A 21,172-nucleotide genomic window follows, 5' to 3' on the forward strand; every position below is an offset into this window, starting at 1 on the left:
ATTATATACAAACATAAACAAAAATAGGACGAGAAATCTCTCGTCCTACCCTAGTACTCCTCCTTATCCCACTGGCTTAGGAGTATCCTTATTTGGTGGGTTTACTTTATATTTCTTTCTTGTTGCTTCTCCACCACGAAGATGTCGTATCGATTTGTGATATTCTAGGACTTCTTTTACTTGAGCGGCTAATTCGGGGTTAATTTCTGGTAAGCGTTCTGTAAGATCTTTATGAACTGTGCTTTTGGAAACACCAAATTCCTTCGCTATCGTTCGAACTGTTTTTCTTGTCTCCAAGATATAATTACCTATTTTAATCGTTCTTTCTTTGATGTAATCGTGCACACCGTTCGCCTCCCTAAGTTGATAACTTCCGAGGTGTCTAAGAACCTGAGACAAGGTGTTAATCATAGTGCGGCATGTTCATTCATACGAATAATAATCGGAGCGACAAAGTAATCTATGTAACTATTAAATTGTTAATCGTAATTAAATAACGAATTCTATAGGAATATTCTGTAATTTCTACTGACAAAATACAATAATCTGCTTTCATTATCATGTTCAGACTACCAGCCACAATGAGCTCTCACCTCAGACGTTGCTAAATGACTGATTGGTAGTATTCATTTTATTACGCTTACACTCCATTTATGATAAAAATTCCATATTTAGGCTGTCGGACAAGTTGTATTTTTAAATAATCAATATAAAAATAAAGCTGACACAACTTATATGTCAGCTTTTGCTAAAACGCTTCATGTCATAGTATTTTTAATTCACGCAAAGGTAAACGACAAAAGAAGTTATCATTTCGTTTATATACAAAGTCTTTATAGGATTGTAATAATAACGATTTATCTCGTTTCGCCTTACCTAAATAATATTTTTTAAATGGTGTATCTATAGGAATTTGCTTTAATATTTCAATTGCCTTCTTATGATTTCCTTTCATAATTTCTAAATGTGCTTGCTCACTTTTATCGGTGGTCGTAATATTATCTGTTTTATTGGAATGAGCAGCTAAAAAAGGAATCTTTGTTTGCTCAATAAACTCAATTTGGGATGTCAAATTATGCTCTTTTGCTATTTTTAATGCTTCCTTCAAATGAAACATCCCTTGTGAATAAGAATCAAACGTATAGGATTCTCCCAATTTAATATGTGTGCTTACTTGTATTTCTGGGTTACACGTTAAGTTCAGTAATTTATACCCATGTTTTCTCGTCATAATAATTTCATTTTGCATTAATGTGTAAGTAAGTGTTAGGATATGATACCTAATTTTAAAGTTTTCCACTAAAAAATAATCATTTATTTGTGGGAGAAGCTCATCATATCTACAAATTGCATTTCCGAGATCATGGTAATTGTGCATATTAAATTGTAAATTCACTTTGGCGAACTCAAGTAGACATAATAATTCCGGTTCATTTGTTTCGAATTGATTAATTCTTTCTATAACTTCAATAGGTTTATAGTCTTTTTCCCTAATTTGTAGTTGAATTTTGTAAACTTCTGCCCACTTTCTATTGGATGGGTCGTTGGATCGTTTGTTTTTTTCAATTAATGTTCGCAAGTCGTGAAGATAACCATTTATAAATAAAAATTCCATGCCCTTTTTTTGGATATCTTTTGAAGAAGAATCTAAACAAAACTGTCTCATTTGTTCCGCTGCCATTTTCTCACTATATTTTTGCCTAAGTGCATCTTGAAGTTGAATTAGCGATACCATTTCCGAATATATCTTACCTGCTACCATTGTCAATTATATTCTCCTCTCTTACCATATGAAAAATCTCTTCTTTTTTACAGTATTTTACCTTTATCTCTATTTTCTTATTCTTTCAGTCTATTTTCTTTTTTTATTTCTCTTTTCTTAGTTTTCTGGTCATATTCTTGTAAGATTACCTAAATTCAAACCATTACTAACAAACACATGTACCATCATAGCACAATTTTTTCGGAAATTATGAAAAATCGTTCGACAATATCCGAGTTTTTCCTTATTTTTCATCTCTATTTTTGCCTATTTACGTTTCAATTTTCCTAAACAAAGAAAAATACCCTAGCAAACGTTATGCTAGAGTACTTTTTTCACTTTTTATTGAATTGTTTCATTGTCAGAATCCGCCTCTGAATCTGCATTAGCATCTTCTTCTTCATTTTCACTTGCTTCAGATTCGTTAGCATCCTCAGTTGCAGCTTCATCAGACTCAGCTTCTTCTTCATTTACAGCAGTGTCTTCATTAGCTTCAGCTTCTTCCGTTACTTCTTCACTTTTTACCTTATCTAAACTACTAACTGGTTGATTGAAGAAGCTTTCTGGATTTACTACTTGTCCATCTTTTCTTATTTCAAAATGTACATGTGTACCATTGTCTTTTCCGAAAATACTTTGTCCCGCTGTTCCTACTTGATCCCCTTGTTTCACTTCATCTCCAGGTTTTACTTTAACTTCCTCAAGACTTGAGTAATAGGTCATCACTTCATTGCCATGAGTAAGTACAACCACATTACCTAGAAGTGGGTCTTCCTTCACTTCCTTTACAGTCCCGCTTAAGGATGCAACAACATCGAATGGTTTTTCTGATGCAACGTCAATTCCTTTGCTTTGATAGTATTTATTATTATAAAATACTAAAGCACTTTCTTGATCTTCTTCAGATGCACTATAGTCATAAAATTTAGTTACGATTTCTGCTTGATCAGGATCTGTTAAAGGAAATTGAATGACTTCTTGTTGATTTGCTACTGGTTCTGCTTCATCATCAGCTGACGTAGGAATAGACTCCTCTTGTTCATTTTGAATTTCCTCATCAGCAGTCGGAACAGAACTATCCATATTTTGATACCATACAACAACAGCTAATAGAAGTGCAGCAAGACCTAAATATACAGCTGGGAAAAACCATTTTTTCCGGAAAATTTGACTCCATTTATTTTTTGGAGTTTCTCTGTTTTCTTTCATTAGAACATCACCTCAGCAATCATTGTTATCAGAAATGGAGAAATATATACATTGCCGAGAAAAAATTATTCAATTTTATGCATTTATTTTAAATAATAGGGAAAAGTAAGCGTTTGAATGATGTCTAGCAACATTTTTAAATGCCTACAGCTTGTCTCTTTCTTCTAAGTTAAGAATCCAATATAATAGATTTAAATACATTAAAAGGATGTGTACATATGATATTTAAATACCGTACAAAACCCATTGATCTAAAGATTCTTGAATTATTAAATCCCCGAATGAATTTAACTAACAAAGATAAACAACACTATTATAATCAAAAAAGGGGCTATGAAGGTGAGGTAATGTTTGATACTTTAACAGAAAAACTCCAGTGTGAATGCTTCATATTAAATGATTTGTTATTGGAAATAAATAACACTACCTTCCAAATTGATTCCCTCCTTATTCTTCAAGAGGCAATCTATTTTTATGAGGTGAAAAACTTTGAAGGTGATTATTATTACGATTCAGATAAGATATTCAAGAAGCCTAAAACAGAAATTGTAAATCCACTTCACCAATTGAGCAGAAGTGAATCCCTACTACGACAATTACTCCTTAAACTAGGTTACACTCTCCCAATACATGCTTCCATTGTTTTTATTAATCCAACTTTCACCTTATACCAAGCACCTCTTAACCAACCTATTATTTTTCCAACACAAATTAAAAATTACTTGAGTCATTTAAATAAAACACCTTCCAAATTATCTAAATGGCACGAAAAACTTGCAGATCAGCTAACATCGTTACACATTACTGACTCGCCATATAAAAAAGTTCCTTCCTATAATTATAACCAACTTCGAAAAGGGATTACCTGCTTCCAATGTCATTCATTTTCTGTTTCAGTGGAGAAAAGAAAATGCGTTTGCCACAATTGTAGCTATAAAGAACCGATTAGCAATGCTGTATTAAGAACCATTAAAGAATTTCAAACTCTGTTCCCAAATGAAAAAATTACAACCAATATGATTCAAGATTGGTGCCAAGTAGTAGAATCTAAAAAGGCTATAAGAAGAATTCTAGCAACTAATTTTAACCGTGTAGGGGTAAATCAATGGACTTATTATGAATAGGATATCTAACTGTCATGCATAATCGAATTTATCACAAGAGGTAGGATCTTTTGCCGATCGACAGTTTATCTTGGTCACTCATCATCTCTATGAGTGACCTTTTCCTTTGGTTTTTTCCTTCCTCGGTCACTCATCACATACATGAGTGACCTTTTCCTTTAATCCTTTCTATCTTCGGTCACTCATCAATTCCGCTCTCAAGTTTTCCGCCGTATTCAAACACCAAAAAACCCTCATTTCATTTAGAAACGAGAGTTGGTGCGGTTTCATTTACCGTACTGATTTTTACATCTTTATAATAATGATGGACGATGTCTTCATATGTTTTACCTTCTTTGGCCATAAAATTTGCCCCATATTGGCTCATTCCTATGCCATGCCCAAAGCCTTCTGTTGTAAAAACGAAATGTCCATTATTTTGTTTTATCTTAAAGTCGCTTGATTTTAAATTTAATTTTTCACGGACTTCCCTTCCTGAAAAACTATTTCCTTCTATTCCAATCTCTTTCACGCGGCCACTTTCCGTCCTTGATTCTTCTATATACGCGGGCTTATCTTTTGGTAGAGTGATACCTAACGCTGTTTCTACTTCTTGTATTGTAAATGTGTCTTGGTTCAGATATTTTGGAGATTCTTTATCCCATGGGCTTTTAACGCTTCTTAAATATGGAAGCTCATTATCCCAGTAATCTTCAGAGTTCTCTGTATAACCATTACTAGTAGAGAAAAACGCTGCTGTTATAGGAGCTTCTTTATAAGTTAAGATTTTCCCCTTTGTTGCATTAACCGCTTCTTTAATTTTATTCATTTTCTCGGAGTATTCACTACCCCATTGTTTTAGAAGTTCGTCGTCACTCTTATATACTTGATGTTCAACGGTGTCTGTTACATCGTATTCTTCATTTTTTTCACCATGCAGCAAATGATTGATCGTATAAGTTCGTGCTGCAAGGGCCTGAGCTTTCAGTGCTTCTAACTCAAATTCTGCAGGCATTTCTGCAGCAATAACCCCAGCGATGTAATCCTCGAGCGGTATATTTTCAACCTTTTCCGTTGCAGTTCGTTTCACCTTTACTATAAACGGTGATGAAGCAGTTTCTACGGTTTCTTCTTTCATCTCCTTTGCTCCTACTACAGTACCTTCTTGCTCGCTACTTCCAAATGGTAGTACAACGATCGTCGGAATTACTAGAATGAACATAATCAAAACAGATAGAGTTAGTATAGTTGGAAGCCTCCACTTTTTCGAAGTCAATTTGCTCTGATATACAGAATGGAGTCGGGTGACTTTATTCAGTTTGTTCTTCTTTGTAAAATGATGAGATGACTGCTTCTTTTTTAGTTGTTTTACTACGCTTAAGTTTTTCTTCTTCTTTTTGACTGGCTTGTATGAATAGTTATGTCCTTTCACAGCTTTCCTCCTTTAATAATGTAGTCGTTTGATTAATCTAGTAACCCTATTATTAAATTTATACAAATCCTGTTTTCAATAGAACCAGAAATTGAAATTTCCTTTATAGAAGTTGTTCAAAAAGTCCGGTAAAAGAATACAGTTCTCTTAAACTTTTTAATAACGCTTCTAGACTTTTACCACAGTCTTTTTGAACACGCACTTATACAATTCTATAGGAAAATACGTAACTTCCAATCGATGATAGACTTAAAGCTTGTCGAACTTAGGTAATGAATTTATTACTTTTCGCTTTCACTCCACATATTTCGACCTTTTTGGCATGATTACCTAACTCCAGGCTCAATGATTAATTGTTTATTATATGTGGATAACTTTGCATATGCACCTAAAGGAATAGAAAAGTGTGGAAAACAATGACCAATCTTGAAACCACTTATCACGGGAATGCCTATATTCGAAAAATAATCGTTAAACACTTCTTCTATTGTGAAGGAATGTTTCAATTTCGATTCCGTATTCGCAAAATCTCCTATTACGATGCCTCTCGCTTCTCGTAGTTTACCAGACATTTTTAACTGATTGAGCATGCTATCCACTCGATAAGGTTCCTCACCAATATCCTCTATTAAAAGGATTTTATCTTTCATATCTATTTCATATGGGGTACCCATTGTGCTAAGTAGTACGGATAAATTTCCACCTACCAACTGACCTTCTGTTTCACCAGCATCATGTACATAGAGTGGGGATATGTATTCTGAGTAAATAAGACACGTAGGTTGGAATAACTGTTTAAACATGGATCCGGAGAAGTAATCGAAATGGGGTTTGGCAATATCAGATGCTAACATCGGTCCATGGAAAGTTACAAGACCCGTTTGTTGTCGAATGGCCGTATGCAAATATGTAATATCACTATAACCCCATAAAATTTTAGGATTACATCTTACCAATTCGTAATTAACAGAAGGAACAAATCGAGCTGTACCATATCCACCACGGGCAAAAATAATCGCTTTTATATTCGGATTGGCAACCATATCATGAAAGTCCTCTAATCGTTCTTGGTCGGTTCCAGCCAAATATCCATATACGTTATCCACATGTTGTCCGAGCTGTACGCATAGTCCAAGATTTTCAAAAAAAGGAATGACCTTTTTGATATCTTCCAAATCTGCCGGTCCCGCTGGCGCCATGACACCAATTGTATCCCCTTTACATAATCTATTTGGAAAGATCATCTTTGTCACACTCCTTGATATTTCCCTCATCCTACTTAAAAATCATATGTAGTTATTTGTAAAATATGAATAACTCTCATTACATTAAGTACCTTTACGGGCAGTTGATCTCCCACCTCCCTTCAGAAGCTTAAGGTGAGAGTCTAACTGCCTGTTTAGGTAAGATAAATTGAAAATCATTCAGTGGGGGTTTTGTTTTACAGCTAGTTAAGACATGATAAAGTGAAATACTGATGCGCCTTATAAGAACAAAGGCGCAAGCGCCCGTTTAGTGACGTATAGACTGGACTGAGCCGTAGGAGATAAAGGAAACACGGAGAGCGTAAGCGAGCCGATGTTGACTTATCGTACGGAGGTGAAGGAAGTCTACTAGTCACTGGGCGCTGGAGCCGGACGTGGCTATTTCTGTATCTATGTTATCCACAACCACAAATTTTATAATTTCCCAGACAAAGACAATCGCATGGATGTTATTGATCCACGCGATTTCTTAGTTATGTTTATATTATTGTCCACTTTTAGGATAATCTTGCAATCATTCTTTTGTTGTCTTGGTCCGCTTGAATTAGCACGTTTGGGTCTTCGTTTACACGTTCAATGTTTGCACCAAGGGAAGCTAATTTCCCTGCCAAATCAACATAACCACGGTCTAAGTGTTTTAATTCAGTAATTCTTGTATATCCTTCAGAAACTAAACCGGCCAATATTAGCGCAGCTGCAGCACGTAAGTCCGTCGCAGCAACCTCAGCACCTTGTAATTCAGAAGGACCTTCAATAATAACACTACGTCCCTCAATTTTCATTTTTGCATTCATACGTCTAAATTCTTCCACATGCATAAAGCGATTTTCAAATACCGTTTCGGTAATGACGCTAGTTCCTTTTGCTTGAAGCATTAAGGCCATTAACTGTGACTGCATATCAGTTGGAAAACCAGGGTATGGTAATGTTTTAATATCTGTAGCTTTTAATTTTCCATCTTTCGGTCCGATTACGCGAAGTCCACGGTTTTCTTCCTTTACCGTAACGTTCATTTCTTCTAATTTGGAAATAACGGAACGAAGATGGTCTGCTTCTGCATTTTCAATTAAAACATTTCCACCAGTAATTGCAGCTGCTACCATAAAGGTACCTGCTTCAATTCGATCAGGAATAATCGAATGGTTTGCACCATGTAACTTTTCCACTCCAGTAATGCGAATGGTCTCAGTTCCTGCACCAACAATTTTGGCACCCATTTTATTTAAATAATTTGCCAAGTCTACAATTTCAGGTTCTTTTGCACAGTTTTCTAGTATCGTAGTTCCGTCAGCTAATGCAGCTGCCATAATAATATTTTCAGTTGCACCAACACTTGGCATATCTAAATAAATTTTTGCACCTTTCAGACGTCCATCTACTTTTGCTTCAACAAATCCGTTGCCTACATGAATTTCGGCACCCATCGCTTCAAAGCCTTTCAAATGTAAGTCAATTGGACGTGATCCGATTGCACAGCCACCTGGCATTGCAACTTTTGCATGACCATAGCGGGCCAAAAGTGGTCCCAACACTAATACAGAAGCGCGCATTTTTCGAACATACTCAAATGGAGCTTCTGTCGTTAAATCATTGGAAGCATCAATTTCTACTGTATTTTTATCAGGATCAAAGTTAACATTAACGTTCATATTTCTTAATACTTCATTAATTGTATACACATCAGCTAGAACAGGTACTTCAGTAATGATACTCTTACCTTCACTTGCAATCAAACTTGCAGCAATAACCGGAAGAACCGCATTTTTGGCACCTTCTACACGAACAGTGCCATTTAATTGGTGTCCGCCTCTTACGATGATTTTTTCCATGTTACAAATCTCCTTCAGATCCATTTTCTCTATATTAATATTCATTTATTAGGATAGGTGTTCCTAAAGTCACTTCTGGATGTCCTTTTTTTTCATGGGTTATTGCAATTTGGACGTTTACTGGTATGTCTTCGATTGTTATCTTTTCATCCCAATTTTCTGTATATCCATAAATGTATTTACGTTCTATATTTGTAGTAGTATCTAATTGTGTTTTTGTATGTTGAAGATTAAAAAAGTTTATTAGTTCTTTTTCAAATACACCATTATGTATTATACCACCGGTTTCCGTTTTAAGCCACGAAAATATTCGTTTATTACTTGAAAAATATTTAGTTGAAATGGAATGAAACACATGATGAAACTCGGATTTTATGTCTTGATTCCAAGCACTTCCTTCGACAACCATTGTTAATTCTGGATAACTTTCTTTCTTTTTAGGTAACATAACATTATATGTTACGTTAACACTTCTCTCTTTATGAGTGTCTCTAAATTGAAATTTTATTATATTTTCATTTTCCATCCTAGAGGCTTTATAACTATTTTTTAAATCCTTCAAAATTTCATTAATAGAGTTCTCGGTCATCTTTTCCTTGGTAATAACTTGCCATTCTTTTACGGGTAATTGTTGATTTGTAACAAAATCAGCTAATTGCTCTATTTCCGATACTGTTTTCCCTTGAACGGATGCAACTGAAGTGAACATGAATAATACAGAGATTAGTAACATTTTTTTCATAAAAAAACCCCCCGGTTATTTCTGCTAGTCACAGTATTGACCGAAGAGGTTATTTGATATACTCATAGATTACTAGAGTTAGTATTTTTAATATTAAAGGTTGTTCAAAAAGTCGGTAAAAGTGACACTCCGCTCAAAGCTACCGCCACCCCAGTCCTTTTGATCCTCCTTTTTAAACACACACTATTAAAACAAGAAAATAAGGTCATTTGACCATTGAACAATTTCTAGGAAAAATCGGCTAACACCAGAACCGATTAAAATTGCTATAAAAAATAATAAAATTCTTGCTTCTGTTACCTTCCCCTTTTTAATAATTGACGAAAGGTTTACAGCTAATAGTACGCGCCAAGTAATGTATATAAATAAAAAGTGCGAAAAAATACTGACTAAAGCCCATTGTCCAATTGATAACATATACAACCACCTTATTCTTCTTCTATTTGTTACTTTGCCATGAATATATAAAAATGTCAAAAATATATAGTGTGTACAATGTTTCTAACCCATTTCTTTAAATAAGAAAATATTATCTATCTTATCCTATGATTTCAATGACTTCAATTACTTTCTTCACCAAAAAGGTCTCCATAAATGCAACTAAGGCATTCGCTAAAAAGGTATGTCGAATGTCGGATATTCTAATCGAATAATGGAATCATTTCCTAGGAAATATCTATTTAAGAGGATAAATAGATTATCTTGCTGATTATAAGAAGATTATTGATATTAATGTTGTTTTTCGTTGGATTGCGTCGATATGTAATATACGATTCTAATAAAGGAGACTTCCATCAATGGGGGTTTCCCTTCATCCCTCACTGACTTATCGGACCTATACGAGCAGTTGATCTCCCATCTACCTTCTTTGTTTCCACAAAAGCTTAAAGTGGGATAAAAACAAAAAATCCCCTGCAACAAAGTCGCAAGAGATTTTTACAATTATTTACTTGAAACATCTAAACGGTTAATTGCGCGTTGGAGTGCTAATTCTGCCCGTAATTTATCGATATTATCTTGATTTGATTGAAGTCTGCGTTCAGCTCTTTCTTTAGCTTTTCTTGCACGTTCTACATCAATATCAGATGGCTTTTCAGCTGATTGTGCAAGGATAGAAACCTTGTTTGAGCTAACTTCCATGATGCCTCCATTCACAGCGAGTTTATCCTCACTACCCGCTTTCTTCAAACGAACGGCAGCGATGGATAATGGGGCAACAATCGGAATGTGGTGTGGCATGATGCCAATTTCTCCACTTTCCGCACGACATACAACCATTTCATATTCATCTTCCAAAACGGGACCATTAGGAGTAACAACACTCACAGTTAGTGTTTTCAATGTAATCCCTCCTAGGATTTGCATAGAGGAAGAGATAACGATACACGTTACCCCATTGTTCCCTCTTTTATAGACCTAAGCTTGAATCCAGCCGAACTGGTTTTTCGCTTAACAACCCATTGTTTAGCTCGATCGTCCAGAGACTAGCGAGGCTTCTTTTGTCTCCTGCGGCTCAGTCCAGCCCGTACGTCTCTATACGAACGATTCCGCTTTTCTTATTGTCTAGCTCCGGCGACCAGGGACTAGTAAACTTCCCTAAACGGTCGCCTTCGCTTTTCGTTTAACCTTGTAATTGTTGTGCTTTTTCTACTACTTCTTCGATACGGCCTACTAGACGGAATGCATCTTCTGGTAGATCATCATATTTACCGTCAAGGATTTCTCTAAATCCTTTCACTGTTTCAGCTACTGGAACATAAGAACCTGGTTGACCAGTAAATTGTTCCGCAACGTGGAAGTTTTGAGATAGGAAGAATTGGATACGACGTGCACGAGCAACGACTAGTTTGTCCTCGTCTCCTAATTCATCCATACCTAAGATTGCGATAATATCTTGTAATTCTTTGTAGCGTTGAAGTGTTTGTTGTACTTCAGTTGCTACTTTATAGTGTTCTTCCCCTACCACTTCAGGGTCAAGTGCACGTGAAGTAGATTCTAATGGATCCACTGCTGGGTAGATACCTTGTTCAGACAATTTACGGTCTAAGTTTGTTGTAGCATCTAAGTGTGCGAACGTCGTAGCTGGCGCAGGGTCAGTATAGTCATCTGCAGGTACATAAATAGCCTGGATAGATGTAACGGATCCTTTATTAGTGGACGTAATACGCTCTTGAAGTGCACCCATTTCCGTAGCTAGTGTTGGTTGGTAACCAACGGCAGATGGCATACGTCCAAGTAGAGCGGATACCTCTGAACCGGCTTGTGTAAAACGGAAAATGTTGTCAATGAATAGCAACACGTCTTGTCCTTGTTCATCACGGAAGTATTCAGCCATCGTAAGTCCAGTTAGAGCTACACGCATACGTGCTCCAGGTGGCTCATTCATTTGTCCGAATACCATGGCAGTTTTAGAAATAACGCCAGAGTCTTTCATTTCATAGTAAAGGTCGTTACCTTCACGAGTACGTTCTCCAACACCAGCGAATACGGAAATACCTCCGTGTTCTTGTGCGATGTTGTTGATTAATTCCTGAATAAGTACGGTTTTACCTACACCCGCACCACCGAATAGACCGATCTTACCACCTTTAATATATGGTGCAAGTAAGTCTACAACCTTAATTCCAGTTTCTAAAATTTCAGTTTCAGTGGAAAGGTTTTCGAATTTAGGTGCTTCACGGTGAATTGGGTCTTTACGAATTCCTTCTGGCAATGCCTCATCTAGGTCAATTTTATCACCTAAAACGTTGAACACACGCCCTAAAGTTACATCCCCAACTGGTACAGAAATAGGGCGTCCTAGGCCTGTAACTTCCGCTCCACGTTTTAATCCGTCTGTAGATGACATCGCAATCGTACGGACAGCGTTATCGCCTAATTGTAACGCTACTTCTAATGTAAGTTGTTCACTTGTATTTTCTTCTGTTTCAATGTTAACAGTAAGAGCATCATAAATTTCCGGGAGGTCAGCGTCATCAAATTTCACGTCAACAACTGGTCCCATAACTTGTGTTACATGTCCTTTGCTCAAAAAAATTCCCTCCTAGCGTTTAGATGGAAAAAAGTTACTCTATAGCAGCTGCTCCACCAACAATTTCAGAAATTTGTTGAGTGATTTGCGCCTGACGAGCACGGTTATAGGACAATGTTAAATCTCCAATCAGATCATTAGCATTATCTGTTGCACTACGCATTGCCGTCATACTTGCTGCGTGTTCACTTGCTTTACCATCTAGTAATGCACCGAAAATTAAACTCTCGGCATAAAGTGGTAATAATACCTTCAATATTTGTTCTTCATTTGGTTCATATTCATACTGACTAGTAGTACCGTTTTGTCCTTGTATATCTTCAATTGGCAACAATTTATTCATTGTTGGTACTTGAGATATTGCACTTACATAGTGGTTATAAATGATGTTTAATTCATCAATTTCCTTATCAGTAAACATTTGAACAGTTGCTTTTGCAATATCTTTAATATCTGCAAATTGTGGATGGTCAGCAACACCGATAATACTATTAGAAACCGGAATATTCCGTTTCCTGCAATAGTCAAACCCTTTACGTCCGATGACGATAACAGTATATTCATCAGGTGAGTTATGGCGCTCATTAATCGTAGTTTGTAATAGTTTTAAAACATGACTATTATATCCACCTACTAGACCACGGTCAGAAGTAATAACTAAATAGCCAGTTTTCTTTACTTCACGTGTTTCAAGCATTGGGTGAGATGCATCCGTTCCTTTTGCAATATGTGCAACTACTTCTTGCATTTTCTCACTGTATGGTACATAACCTTTTGCATGTTGCTCTGCTTTGTTCATTTTAGATGCAGAAACAAGTTCCATCGCACTTGTAATTTGTTTTGTTTTCTTTGTTGAATCAATTCTTGCTTTTATATCTCTTAGTGATGCCAATTTATTTCACCACACTTTCAAAACATGAGGTAGATGTCAGAAATCGGGTCATTTGCACCGATTTCTGCATCTTATTTCTCTATAAACGGTCGATTAATTTGAAGTTAAAAATGTTTTCTTAAATGATTCGATTGCTTCGTTCATGTCTTTAGCATCTGGAAGGTTTCCAGTTTCGCGAATAGAAGCAAGCAGTTCCGCACGGTTAGAATCCAACCAGTTGTTCATTTCTTCTTCAAAGCGAAGAACGTCTTCTACCGGAATATCATCTAGGAATCCTTTTGTTAATGCATAAATGATCATAACTTGTTTTTCAACAGCTAGTGGTTTATGCAATCCTTGTTTTAGAACTTCTACTGTACGTTGACCACGGTTCAGTTTCGCTTGAGTTGCTTTATCTAAGTCAGAACCGAATTGACTGAATGCTTCTAACTCACGGAAAGAAGCTAAGTCTAGACGTAGTGTACCTGCAACTTTCTTCATCGCTTTAATTTGTGCGGAACCACCAACACGTGATACAGATAAACCTGCGTTAATTGCCGGACGAACCCCTGAGAAGAATAAGTCAGATTGCAAGAAAATCTGTCCGTCTGTAATGGAGATTACGTTTGTTGGGATATATGCTGAAATATCCCCAGCTTGTGTTTCAACAAATGGTAATGCAGTTAAAGAACCGCCACCTTTTGCATCACTTAATTTAGCTGCACGTTCTAGTAAACGTGAGTGTAAGTAGAATACATCTCCTGGGAATGCTTCACGACCCGGTGGACGACGTAATAGTAGAGAAAGTTCACGATAAGCAACCGCTTGTTTAGAAAGGTCATCGTAAACTACTAATACGTGTTTACCGTTGTACATGAATTCTTCACCCATGGATACACCAGCATATGGTGCTAGGTATTGTAATGGAGCTGGGTCAGATGCACCAGCGGAAACAACAATTGTGTAATCTAACGCTCCATAACGACGAAGTGTTTCAACCGTTCCGCGTACTGTAGATTGTTTTTGTCCAATTGCAACATAAATACAAATCATATCCTGATCTTTTTGGTTAATGATTGTATCTACTGCTAGAGTGGTTTTACCAGTTTGGCGGTCACCGATGATCAACTCACGTTGTCCACGTCCAATTGGTACAAGGGCATCAATTGCTTTAATACCAGTTTGTAGTGGTTCATCAACCGATTTACGATCCATAACCCCTGGCGCTGGAGATTCGATTGGACGAGTTTTTGTTGTTTCGATTGGGCCAAGTCCATCAATTGCTTGCCCAAGCGGGTTCACTACACGTCCTAATAAACTTTCTCCTACTGGTACTTGCATGATTCTACCTGTGCGACGAACCTCATCGCCTTCTTTAATTTCTGTATATGGTCCTAAAATAACGATACCAACGTTAGCTTCTTCAAGGTTTTGCGCTAAGCCCATGACACCGTTTTGGAACTCTAAAAGTTCACCAGCCATTGCATTGTCAAGACCGTGCGCACGCGCGATACCGTCCCCAACTTCAATAACTGTTCCAACATCACTAACTTCGATTTCCGCATCATAATTTGCGATTTGCTGTTTAATCAGTGTGCTGATTTCTTCAGCTTTAATGCTCATACCATCTTCACCCCTATCATCATATGTTTGCAGTTACGATATTCCGTTCAAAACGTTTTAATTTATTGCTAATGGAACCATCATAAATGGTATTTCCAACGCGGATTTTAATGCCCCCCATGATAGATGGGTCCACAATATTGGTAATATGAATTTTTTCCTTTTTTAAACGTTTTGTAAATGACTGTTTTACTTTGAGTAATTCGTCACTTGATAATTCACGAACAGAATATACCGTAGCTTCTGCAATACCTTTTGAATCGTTCACTAATTGGATAAAGTGATCAATAATGATTGGAACATTTACAGTATGATGACGTTCAACCAACAGTTTCACTGTGTTTATAACATCTTTTTGACATCCTTTAAATGCAGCTTCAATTAGCTCTTTCTTCTTGTCATTATTAATCCCTGGATATGTAAGAAATTTAACAAATTGCTCTTCTGTTTGAAACACTTCACGAACAACAGTGAATTCCTCTACAAACTTATCCAATATATGTTTTTCTTGTCCGAGTTCGAAAAGAGCCTCTGCATAACGATTGGCAACTACCGTTTCACTCATCGCTCTTCTCCTACCTCTTTAAGATAATCATGAATCAGTCTTTCTTGGTCTTTTTCATTCAATTCCTTTTCAATTACTTTACTAGCAATTAAAACGGATAATGAAGCAACCTGATCTTGAAGTGCTTGTAATGCTTGCTCTTTTTCGTTTTGAATTTCTTGCTGTGCTTGTTTCTTTATGCGGTCTGCTTCTTTACGAGCAGTTTCGATAATATCTTGTTCTTGTTTTGCTCCGGCAACTTTTGCATCTTCAAACATTTTCTGTGCTTCTTGTTTTACTTGATTCAATTCAGCCTGAGCCTTTTGGGCTGTCTCTTCCGCTTCTTTACGGTTTTTCTCAGCAACCTCAATTTCGTTTGCCACATATTCTTCACGTTTTTGCATCATGTTTACTACTGGACCCCAAGCAAACTTCCTAAGTAGTAATAGCAATACAATGAAGAAAAATAACTGCACTAGCATATCTCCTACGTTAAGTCCACCTAATGCTGCATATACATAAGAATTCGCAAATACCTGCACAAAATTCACTCCTTTCACCTTTATCAGTGAATATTACAAGTTCCAATTAAATGGTCGTTTTAGAGTTTCTCCAGAGCGACCCCCTATTTAACTACTTACCTACATGAAAACAACGGCGAAGTTTCCTTTGGAAGATTTCCTTCGCCATTCTTTTAATGATCTATCATTTAATTAATAGACTACATTACCATTAACGCAATAACTACACCGATAATCGGCACCGCTTCAACTAGACCTACCCCAATAAACATGGTTGTTTGTAATTGACCTTTAAGTTCTGGTTGACGTGCAATCCCTTCTACTGTACGACTAACAATTAAACCATTACCAATACCTGCTCCAAGTGCACCTAAACCTACTGCAATTGCTGCTGCTAAAGCTCCCATAATATAATTTCCTCCTTGATAATTTATATTAATTTTTTTATTATTTCCAATTTTAATGATAAATTAAAACTGGCTGAGTCACTTAATTAATGTTCATCACTAACTTTGTGTGAAATATAAACCATTGATAGCATTGTAAAGATAAATGCTTGAATACCACCAATAAACACACTAAATCCTTGCCAAGCTAGGAAAGGAATAGCTCCTCCAATAAATCCTAATACGCCGGATGTTGTTAAACCTACTAATAATGTTAACAATACTTCACCAGCAAAGATGTTACCGAATAGACGTAAACCTAATGTTAAGGTGTTGGAGAACTCCTCCACTATTTTAATAGGGAATAGCGGCCAAATTGGAGTAAAATAGTCTTTTATATAAGCTTTACCCCCACGCAACTTAATTCCATAGAAATGGCTTAGAACAATTACCATGACAGCTAATGACAGGGTTAGACCCGGATCTGCTGTTGGAGATTTCCACCATAAGTCACCATTTACTACCCCATTGGTCATTACGCCTAACAGATTGGCTACTAAAATATAACTAAATAGGGTTAAGGCTAATGGCAAAAACAGTTTACCAGTCTTCCAGTCCATCGTGTCATTGACAATTCCCTTAACAAAGTCAAGAATCCACTCCATTACGTTTTGTGCACCTTTTGGCTTCATTTGTAAATTTCTAGCACCTAGTACACTAATAACAAAAACAATCAATGATGTTACAGCTATCATGAAGACATTAGCCAAATTAAAGTCTAGCCAGGAAATCCCGAATACATCTTCAACTATTGGAGCTGTATGATCCAAAACTATCACCTCTTTTCAGATTTATAGTATCTAGAAACCTCTTTGATTGCCGATAGACAATCTATACTGCAGCAGGAAACATTTCTCCAATCTGCAAAAAGGTCTGCCATCATATGAGTAACCTTTACGATTCCTTCACTTTCTTCTGTTTGATAATTTCTAGAATCATGTCAAATAGAATAATAAGATAAGAAGATAAAACCCCTATAGCTACACCCATAATATGGAAGACCTCTTGATAACGTAGTGCCAGTAAAATCCCAATCGCCACTGCAGCCAGTCTTGAAAAAACTCCTAGTCCACTCCGAGCTGCGCCAGTATCTACAACGGATTTACCAAATGCTTCGGTTTTTCGCTGTAATAACCATAAATTATAAAAGCTTATGGCTGACCCTAAGATTAGACCGTTAAAAACATGGGTATATGGTGTAAAACCAGCCCCTAGCACTAATATCGACAGAAAATAGAGCATCCATTTACGTTGTCGTCGAACCATACTTTCATATTCTGACATTTTCTCTCTCCTATTTCCTTTATGCTTAGTCTAAAGCCCCAGATTGCTCTAACCTTTTGTGAAGTTGTTCAAAAAGTTCTTTTGAACACATCTTTAGGGAATCATTTGCCATTATTCGTTGTTATTCAGCATTTTTTTCATGTTTACGACAGTAAGGATAAGCGAATACTATGTACTTGAGTTTTCACTATCTATATGTTGTTTAATGAAAACCTTACCATCCCACACTAAGTTAGTTTACATTAGCAGGACTACCATTGTCAATCGCTTTTGTAAGTTAATTTGCATTAATTTAACAACAGAAAAAAGCTCTATTTTGCAAGGTGTTTCCCCCATCTTTTCTTTACAATCATAGTACCACAACATCCGCATCAAGATGTCGCTAAATCCAAGTCTTTTTTGAACTATTATTGACAAATTTGTGAACGAAAGAACTCAACAAAAAAAGACCAATCAAAAGAGTGTTTTAACCCTCTTGATTGGTCTTTTTTAATAGGGAGGAAAGAAACGTACGTCCCTTACCGGGCGCTTGCGCCTTTGTTTTTATTCAATCATTATTATTGTTTCATAACTTTCATACGTTCCATCTTCTAAATAGACCGTTATAATTGCCAGGTAATTTCCTGGATTTCCGATTTCTTTTTTCTTCATTTCCCCTTCATTCATCCCCGTTTGTAATTCTTCCGTTGTTAATAACGTTCGGTCAAAGAGTAGTGTCTGTGGATCATACAAATCTACTTTCACTTTTTTAGCAGGTTCCGTGACGTATAATTGATACGTATAAGAATCCTCCGAAAAAGGTTTTAAAGCAAATTGAAATCCCATTGCCTTTGGATTATCCGTAGTTTGATTAATAAATAAATACGGTAATTGATAGGACTGTTCACTATCCTTCCTATTTAATTGCAACCATCCTTGTTGTAAACCTTCCTCAACTTGAGGACTTGTTATCGTTAATTTTATGGGGAATGTCTTCGTTTCTTGTTTCTTTACTGTAAATGTTTGCGGTAATTCCCAAGTGATTCCTTTTTGTTTCTTTGGTATATCAAAATAATAGGTTTGATCTTGATTAGTTTTATTTTCTATTTTGACTTGAACCATTTTTGTTTCATTATATTTTTCTATTTTGCCAAAGGATAGCTTCGCCCCATGAATAATGGCATCTGTTTCAATTGCATCACTCGGTTGAATTTCGCCCATCCCTTGAACGATTGGATCAAAAAGATTTCCTTCCTCATCCTGCAATGGTATAGCAGTCGTTTCGATTGCTCCATAAATTTGTTCGGTAGTCCAATTTGGATGTGCTTCTTTTATTAATGCGATAACTCCAGCAACATGAGGCGCAGCCATACTTGTCCCTTGTAAAGATTGATATCCTCCTGGAACAGTACTTAATATGTTCGTCCCCGGTGCTAATATATCTGGCTTAATATCCCAATTCACTGTTACTGGCCCCCTAGAGCTGAAAGGAGCAATCGTTGTATCCACCTGTTGATAAGCTGTTTCAAGGTAAACAGAATCCTTGGCCACTAGTTTATTTAGCCATTCCCCATCTTCTTTGGAAATCATCGCAACTGGAATTTTGATTGGTTCTTCCCCCGTATCAATGGATCCACTAATCATGTCATCTTCATTATTTGCAATTAAAACAGCCTCTGCTCCTTTTTCTTCCGCTTCCTTTGCCAAATCATAAAAAGGAATATCGCTTCGTTGTAATAAAGCAATTTTACCGTACATATTTTCCTTTTCTGTATCTTTTACAATTTGGTGGGACCTTTCAAAGTCCCAAGGAACAGACCCCATCATTACTTGAATAAGAAAAGGCCGATTCGACTTCGGTTCCACAAGATAAGGTATTTTTTGCGGATTGGTAGAAGCACCAACTGAGAATGCTTTTGATGCGGTTGCAGGAGCTCCAACGGTCCAATGATTTGGCCCACTATTTCCATTTGCAATAACGACAGGTACACCAAGTTCAACGGCACGGTTCACCGCTACACTCGTTGGATAATCAGGCCCATTTACCGAATTACCCAAAGATAGATTCAATACATCCACATCATCTTTTACAGCCTGCTCCATTGCAGCCAGTACTTGTACAGATGTTCCAGCCCCCCCTGGTCCTAGGGCACGGTATGAATAGATTTCCGCATCCGGTGCAACACCTTTCAAATCACCATCCGCTGCGATAATACCTGCAACATGAGAGCCATGAATAGTCGGGATACCCTCTTCTTTCAATGTTTCCATTGGATCTTCATCAAGGTCTACTAAGTCATATCCGGCTTTGTAATTATTAGAAAGATCCGGGTGGTTGTAATCAATACCGGTATCCACAACACCAACTTTAATTCCTTTTCCTGTGTATTCCGTATCATTTAAGTCAGAAGGAATGACATCAGATTTTTTCTCTTTTAATCCCTCATACGATTGCCTAAGAGTTTGATTTGCTTTGAAATAAGGTAAAGCCTCATAAGTTTGAACCGTATGAATCGCCCTAATAAATTCGAGTGATTCCAATTTCTCTAAGTTTCGTGGTTTTCCTTGTAACGCCACCCCATTAAAAAGCAATTCATATGTTGCTACGACATCAATAAAGGGGTAATTTTTCTCAATATATTCTTTCCGCTCTTCAGGGTCTCCCTCAACCTCTATAATAATTGAATCTACCTTTTTTTCTTCTTCCGCCAGTGATACTTGGGGTTGGAAAATATTAAATAAGCTTATAAGTAAAAGTAAGAAGATCAAACGATACATAAAATGGAGTTCCCCTTTTTACAGGTAGTTTCTGTAAAGTAATAGGGAATTATGCAGTGAATGTGGATGTTTATAGTGGATTTTGTTTGTTTAGTTTGAGGTGAAGATACTAATATAATCTTGAGATGCATGTAATACACGATATACATATACCTTATTATCAAAAATCCTATAGAATGCCAAATATGGTTTTATAACTAACATTCTAAATTGGTAAGTACTTAGTTCAAGCCCCCTTACCTCTGCACCCAATTCAGGGAAGTGAGAAAGTTGCTCCAACGAACTAAAAATCTTATTTAACATCTCATACGCAGCCTGAGAGTTATGAAGCAAAATATAATCAAATATAGCATCTAAATCTCTATTCGCCTCAAGCGATAGCTCAACTTTGTAACTTTTCATCTATCTTTTCCTTTATTCTATTTTTGGCAATGTGAAGTGGTATGGATGGTTCTCCAGATAAACGTTGTTCCTCCGCAATTAATAATTTTTCCTTTAATTCAATTATGGCTTTTCTTTTCTCAAACGCGTCTACACTCATTAACACAAGGTCTTCTTCTCCATTGTCTGTAATGTATATTGGTTCAGCCTTTTGATGAGCTAATTCTGAAATTTGTTTGTAATTTTCTTTAAGATTAGCTGAAGATCTAATATGCATTTTATTACCCCCAACTTTTTTGGTTTAGTATTGTTTTAATTATATAACCCTATACACTATATTGCAATGTTTACTAAACAGTCTGAATATATCGG

The 21,172-nt window shown here is 36.5% G+C and carries 21 protein-coding genes; 1 reads left to right on the top strand and 20 read right to left on the bottom strand.

What is annotated here, in order from left to right; all coding sequences use genetic code 11:
* Positions 1 to 63: 63 nt before the first annotated feature.
* From spoIIID to ACFQ18_RS05570, 3 genes are all read right to left on the bottom strand, one after another.
* Positions 64 to 345: a sporulation transcriptional regulator SpoIIID gene (gene spoIIID / locus ACFQ18_RS05560; protein ID WP_047183946.1), complete on the bottom strand. Its 282-nt coding sequence runs from the start codon at positions 343 to 345 to the stop codon at positions 64 to 66.
* Between the two features lie 418 nt (positions 346 to 763).
* Positions 764 to 1,762 carry an AimR family lysis-lysogeny pheromone receptor gene (locus ACFQ18_RS05565; protein WP_225344068.1) on the bottom strand — a complete coding sequence of 333 codons (999 nt, stop codon included), beginning with the start codon at positions 1,760 to 1,762 and terminating at the stop codon, positions 764 to 766.
* A 342-nt stretch (positions 1,763 to 2,104) separates the two neighbouring features.
* On the bottom strand, positions 2,105 to 2,971 hold the full coding sequence (locus ACFQ18_RS05570; RefSeq protein ID WP_047183945.1) for a M23 family metallopeptidase: 867 nt from the start codon (positions 2,969 to 2,971) through the stop codon (positions 2,105 to 2,107).
* A gap of 218 nt (positions 2,972 to 3,189) precedes the next feature.
* Here ACFQ18_RS05570 and ACFQ18_RS05575 point away from each other — a divergent pair, with 218 nt between their 5' ends.
* Positions 3,190 to 4,095, top strand: coding sequence for a nuclease-related domain-containing protein (locus ACFQ18_RS05575; RefSeq protein WP_047183944.1), 906 nt, complete (start codon positions 3,190 to 3,192; stop codon positions 4,093 to 4,095).
* A 238-nt stretch (positions 4,096 to 4,333) separates the two neighbouring features.
* Here the strand turns inward: ACFQ18_RS05575 and spoIID are convergent, their stop codons facing one another.
* The 17 genes from spoIID to ACFQ18_RS05660 form a co-directional block, all read right to left on the bottom strand.
* Positions 4,334 to 5,506 (bottom strand): stage II sporulation protein D, encoded by a 1,173-nt coding sequence (gene spoIID / locus ACFQ18_RS05580; RefSeq protein ID WP_204797997.1) that lies wholly within the window; start codon positions 5,504 to 5,506, stop codon positions 4,334 to 4,336.
* Between the two features lie 326 nt (positions 5,507 to 5,832).
* On the bottom strand, positions 5,833 to 6,750 hold the full coding sequence (locus ACFQ18_RS05585) for a S66 peptidase family protein (protein ID WP_204797996.1): 918 nt from the start codon (positions 6,748 to 6,750) through the stop codon (positions 5,833 to 5,835).
* Between the two features lie 518 nt (positions 6,751 to 7,268).
* A complete protein-coding gene (gene murA, locus ACFQ18_RS05590; RefSeq protein ID WP_204797995.1) occupies positions 7,269 to 8,600 on the bottom strand; it encodes a UDP-N-acetylglucosamine 1-carboxyvinyltransferase in 1,332 nt (443 codons plus the stop codon).
* 34 nt (positions 8,601 to 8,634) lie between these two features.
* Positions 8,635 to 9,342: a YwmB family TATA-box binding protein gene (locus tag ACFQ18_RS05595; protein ID WP_145523393.1), complete on the bottom strand. Its 708-nt coding sequence runs from the start codon at positions 9,340 to 9,342 to the stop codon at positions 8,635 to 8,637.
* A gap of 186 nt (positions 9,343 to 9,528) precedes the next feature.
* Positions 9,529 to 9,759, bottom strand: a complete 231-nt coding sequence (locus tag ACFQ18_RS05600) for a DUF1146 family protein (protein ID WP_047186724.1) — start codon at positions 9,757 to 9,759, stop codon at positions 9,529 to 9,531.
* 525 nt (positions 9,760 to 10,284) lie between these two features.
* Positions 10,285 to 10,683: a F0F1 ATP synthase subunit epsilon gene (locus ACFQ18_RS05605; RefSeq protein ID WP_047186723.1), complete on the bottom strand. Its 399-nt coding sequence runs from the start codon at positions 10,681 to 10,683 to the stop codon at positions 10,285 to 10,287.
* A 280-nt stretch (positions 10,684 to 10,963) separates the two neighbouring features.
* Positions 10,964 to 12,373, bottom strand: coding sequence for a F0F1 ATP synthase subunit beta (atpD, locus tag ACFQ18_RS05610; protein ID WP_047186722.1), 1,410 nt, complete (start codon positions 12,371 to 12,373; stop codon positions 10,964 to 10,966).
* A 34-nt stretch (positions 12,374 to 12,407) separates the two neighbouring features.
* A complete protein-coding gene (atpG, locus tag ACFQ18_RS05615) occupies positions 12,408 to 13,265 on the bottom strand; it encodes an ATP synthase F1 subunit gamma (protein ID WP_047186721.1) in 858 nt (285 codons plus the stop codon).
* A gap of 93 nt (positions 13,266 to 13,358) precedes the next feature.
* On the bottom strand, positions 13,359 to 14,867 hold the full coding sequence (gene atpA / locus ACFQ18_RS05620) for a F0F1 ATP synthase subunit alpha (RefSeq protein ID WP_047186720.1): 1,509 nt from the start codon (positions 14,865 to 14,867) through the stop codon (positions 13,359 to 13,361).
* Between the two features lie 19 nt (positions 14,868 to 14,886).
* Positions 14,887 to 15,432 (bottom strand): F0F1 ATP synthase subunit delta, encoded by a 546-nt coding sequence (locus ACFQ18_RS05625; protein ID WP_047186719.1) that lies wholly within the window; start codon positions 15,430 to 15,432, stop codon positions 14,887 to 14,889.
* Positions 15,429 to 15,893: a F0F1 ATP synthase subunit B gene (gene atpF / locus ACFQ18_RS05630; RefSeq protein WP_083452523.1), complete on the bottom strand. Its 465-nt coding sequence runs from the start codon at positions 15,891 to 15,893 to the stop codon at positions 15,429 to 15,431. The genes ACFQ18_RS05625 and atpF overlap by 4 nt, the downstream gene beginning before the upstream one ends.
* A 239-nt stretch (positions 15,894 to 16,132) precedes the next feature.
* Positions 16,133 to 16,339 (bottom strand): F0F1 ATP synthase subunit C, encoded by a 207-nt coding sequence (atpE, locus tag ACFQ18_RS05635; RefSeq protein ID WP_047186717.1) that lies wholly within the window; start codon positions 16,337 to 16,339, stop codon positions 16,133 to 16,135.
* An 86-nt stretch (positions 16,340 to 16,425) separates the two neighbouring features.
* On the bottom strand, positions 16,426 to 17,148 hold the full coding sequence (atpB, locus tag ACFQ18_RS05640) for a F0F1 ATP synthase subunit A (RefSeq protein WP_047186716.1): 723 nt from the start codon (positions 17,146 to 17,148) through the stop codon (positions 16,426 to 16,428).
* A gap of 124 nt (positions 17,149 to 17,272) precedes the next feature.
* Positions 17,273 to 17,662 (bottom strand): ATP synthase subunit I, encoded by a 390-nt coding sequence (locus ACFQ18_RS05645; RefSeq protein WP_047186715.1) that lies wholly within the window; start codon positions 17,660 to 17,662, stop codon positions 17,273 to 17,275.
* A 543-nt stretch (positions 17,663 to 18,205) separates the two neighbouring features.
* Entirely contained in the window at positions 18,206 to 20,419 is a 2,214-nt protein-coding gene (locus ACFQ18_RS05650; protein ID WP_204797994.1) for a S8 family serine peptidase, read from the bottom strand.
* Between the two features lie 90 nt (positions 20,420 to 20,509).
* Positions 20,510 to 20,821, bottom strand: coding sequence for a type II toxin-antitoxin system RelE/ParE family toxin (locus tag ACFQ18_RS05655; RefSeq protein ID WP_047186713.1), 312 nt, complete (start codon positions 20,819 to 20,821; stop codon positions 20,510 to 20,512).
* The gene (locus ACFQ18_RS05660) at positions 20,802 to 21,077 is read right to left on the bottom strand and encodes a type II toxin-antitoxin system Phd/YefM family antitoxin (RefSeq protein WP_047186712.1); all 276 of its coding nucleotides are present in this window, start codon (positions 21,075 to 21,077) and stop codon (positions 20,802 to 20,804) included. The genes ACFQ18_RS05655 and ACFQ18_RS05660 overlap by 20 nt, the downstream gene beginning before the upstream one ends.
* Positions 21,078 to 21,172 lie beyond the last annotated feature (95 nt).

It is taken from the genome of Oceanobacillus caeni (genome assembly GCF_042678465.1).
In the GTDB taxonomy this organism is placed as follows: domain Bacteria; phylum Bacillota; class Bacilli; order Bacillales; family Amphibacillaceae; genus Oceanobacillus; species Oceanobacillus caeni.

Coding starts and splice junctions, on each gene's coding strand:
- ACFQ18_RS05565 (WP_225344068.1), bottom strand. CDS start 1,762: ATGGTAGCAGGTAAGATATATTCGGAAATGGTATCGCTAATTCAACTT.
- ACFQ18_RS05570 (WP_047183945.1), bottom strand. CDS start 2,971: ATGAAAGAAAACAGAGAAACTCCAAAAAATAAATGGAGTCAAATTTTC.
- ACFQ18_RS05575 (WP_047183944.1), top strand. CDS start 3,190: ATGATATTTAAATACCGTACAAAACCCATTGATCTAAAGATTCTTGAA.
- ACFQ18_RS05585 (WP_204797996.1), bottom strand. CDS start 6,750: ATGATCTTTCCAAATAGATTATGTAAAGGGGATACAATTGGTGTCATG.
- murA (WP_204797995.1), bottom strand. CDS start 8,600: ATGGAAAAAATCATCGTAAGAGGCGGACACCAATTAAATGGCACTGTT.
- ACFQ18_RS05595 (WP_145523393.1), bottom strand. CDS start 9,342: ATGAAAAAAATGTTACTAATCTCTGTATTATTCATGTTCACTTCAGTT.
- ACFQ18_RS05600 (WP_047186724.1), bottom strand. CDS start 9,759: ATGTTATCAATTGGACAATGGGCTTTAGTCAGTATTTTTTCGCACTTT.
- atpA (WP_047186720.1), bottom strand. CDS start 14,867: ATGAGCATTAAAGCTGAAGAAATCAGCACACTGATTAAACAGCAAATC.
- ACFQ18_RS05625 (WP_047186719.1), bottom strand. CDS start 15,432: ATGAGTGAAACGGTAGTTGCCAATCGTTATGCAGAGGCTCTTTTCGAA.
- atpF (WP_083452523.1), bottom strand. CDS start 15,893: ATGCTAGTGCAGTTATTTTTCTTCATTGTATTGCTATTACTACTTAGG.
- atpE (WP_047186717.1), bottom strand. CDS start 16,339: ATGGGAGCTTTAGCAGCAGCAATTGCAGTAGGTTTAGGTGCACTTGGA.
- ACFQ18_RS05645 (WP_047186715.1), bottom strand. CDS start 17,662: ATGTCAGAATATGAAAGTATGGTTCGACGACAACGTAAATGGATGCTC.
- ACFQ18_RS05650 (WP_204797994.1), bottom strand. CDS start 20,419: ATGTATCGTTTGATCTTCTTACTTTTACTTATAAGCTTATTTAATATT.
- ACFQ18_RS05655 (WP_047186713.1), bottom strand. CDS start 20,821: ATGAAAAGTTACAAAGTTGAGCTATCGCTTGAGGCGAATAGAGATTTA.
- ACFQ18_RS05660 (WP_047186712.1), bottom strand. CDS start 21,077: ATGCATATTAGATCTTCAGCTAATCTTAAAGAAAATTACAAACAAATT.